Origin of the sequence: Insulibacter thermoxylanivorax, assembly GCF_015472005.1 — a bacterium.
Classification (GTDB): Bacteria; Bacillota; Bacilli; order Paenibacillales; family DA-C8; genus Insulibacter; species Insulibacter thermoxylanivorax.
Genome location: NZ_BMAQ01000065.1, coordinates 1 through 2,198 on the forward strand (window position 1 = coordinate 1; position 2,198 = coordinate 2,198).

Below are 2,198 nucleotides of genomic sequence, written 5' to 3' on the forward strand. Positions count from 1 at the left end.
TGGCTCATTCGTTCGGGTGTAGCGCATTATGTCATGGGCAAGATGTTAGCAGGAGCGATCTCAGCATTTCTAACTACTTTCCTCGGCATCCTGCTATACGCTGTATTCTTGTTATTCCAACTGCCGCTGTTTACCAATATATCTACGGGTGATGCATATGCCGTGCTGTTGGAGCAGAATATGCCTATTATATATATCTTGGCTCGAGCGACGCATCTGAGTATGTCATCTATGCTCTTCGCATGCTTGGCGATATGGGTGTCGGTCCTGATCCCTAATCGTTTCGTCACTTTGGTTGCACCGACCGTGATCTATTTTATGATGTTCCGTTTGACTAGATTTTGGGGATTGCCGGACTACCTTAATATACCGTTCATTATAGAAGGAACGTATGACGCAGGCAGTGCAGCGGCAAGTCTCATAACGAAATGTGTAACGATATTCATTCCCTGCCTTCTGCCGGTGTCTCCCGTAATACCATTTACTAAATTGGAGGATACATTCTCCCAAATATCACAAATCATAATTCTACCATATTGACAAAAATGGAATATATATTTAAAATTTAACTAACATATACATAAAAAGAATATATCTTATTTCTTGTTATGTTAATCCTAGTCACTCTGCAACTCCAACAAACTACTTTTTGTCGCCTAAAAAAGAATCTTCCCAGCAGGCAACCGAAATATTAACTGACATATCTACTAAAGGTAAGAGAAGCTTTACCTACTTAGATGGATACGGTGGAATTGGAACTGAAGTATATTTATCGGCATATCCAACTTATTGGGACTTTGTTGAATATAAAGTTGAAGGTACCTGGTCTCCATAACTTTAAAACGATGCAGGTGTACTCGCCACCTGCATTAGTTATTTTTGATATTCAACTTTGAAAGGATGAAAAGGGTTGAGAAAGTATCTATTAAGTTTGCTGATTCTAACAGTAGTCATCATAGTTTCTGCATGCGAAGGATCCAAGAAGGGGGACGATGATGACAACCTCACATTAGAACAGTATCTACAGCAGGTTAAACTCCCTAATAATCTCGAGATTGCCATTGATCCGGAGACGGTCGTATCTGCCCAAGAAGCTCGTATCCATGAAGCGGGATATTGGGAACTGGATCCTGAGACAGTCTCTAAGCATCTGCTGCGGGGAGAGCTTGTTGAGATGCAACCCATGGCCCAAGGTCCTTGGTATCATGCCAGCGGCGATACCTACGATGAATATTTGAATGTTTATGACAACGGCAAAAGTTTTGGTATAGAAGAAAGCTCCGCCGGCGGAATGAGTTATGTCGTCTATGAAAAGAGTGAAACTGAGAAGCCGTTCTTGATCGTCAACCATCCCGATCCGCTAACTCTTAGTGATCAGGGAAGAAAAAGTATGGCCAAATCGGATTACTCCTCCTATGCCGATCTAACCTTTAAGCCTTATGAGGAAGCTCTGGCAGAGGTTCTGGAACATATGAAGCAAATGGGTTTCCCTGAATTGGCTGTGTCAGAAACCTATTCTATGGATGTCGAGACACAGAGGAAGCACTACGAATATTACGTGGAAGAAAGAGGAATCGAACCCGAGTTCGACCCTGAAGATTGGACGACAGCGGATGAAAAGTATATCTTCTTCCTGCGACAAGTAATTGATGAGATCCCTGTCACGCATTCGTCTTGGACTTGGGGACAGGGGACGGGAGTTGGTCCAGCAGGGAACTGGATGCAGAGTACATGGATATCTGCCGTATATTCACCTGATGGACTGCAGAAGATGTATGCCGCCAATATGTACAGAATCAAGGAAGAACTGGCAAGTGAAGCTATGCCGGTGGTTTCGCCAGTCCATGCATTGCGCACCATGATTGACGAGTATTCTGATTTGATCATAGAGGAGAAACTCACGGCCACCTCGATGGAACTGGTCTACGTCTCGGTGCCGAAAGGGAAGGAGACGTTCGAGTTGATCCCCGCGTGGATGATCACGATCGCCGAGCCTTATGAATCGGATCATTCCGATGAAGACTCTATTAAATATAACTATCGTCAGTACGTTGTCCACGCCATCACCGGCGAGAAAATCTCCGGTTCGAGGTGAGGGTTAATTGCCTGTTATTCTAACGTCATTAACTGTTCATCTTAAACAAGCCCTTCTATCTCTGCGTTTTGTTCTGTGTATTCTGGGGACTTGTCTAGTCTTA

General features: G+C 43.8%; 2 protein-coding genes. Both read left to right on the top strand.

The features are described from left to right. Window positions 1-540: hypothetical protein (locus PRECH8_RS14405; RefSeq protein ID WP_207161809.1), on the top strand; the 540-nt coding region annotated here is incomplete at its 5' end. 370 nt (window positions 541-910) lie between these two features. Then, window positions 911-2,095, top strand: a complete 1,185-nt coding sequence (locus PRECH8_RS14335; RefSeq protein WP_200967769.1) for a hypothetical protein — start codon at window positions 911-913, stop codon at window positions 2,093-2,095. Window positions 2,096-2,198 lie beyond the last annotated feature (103 nt).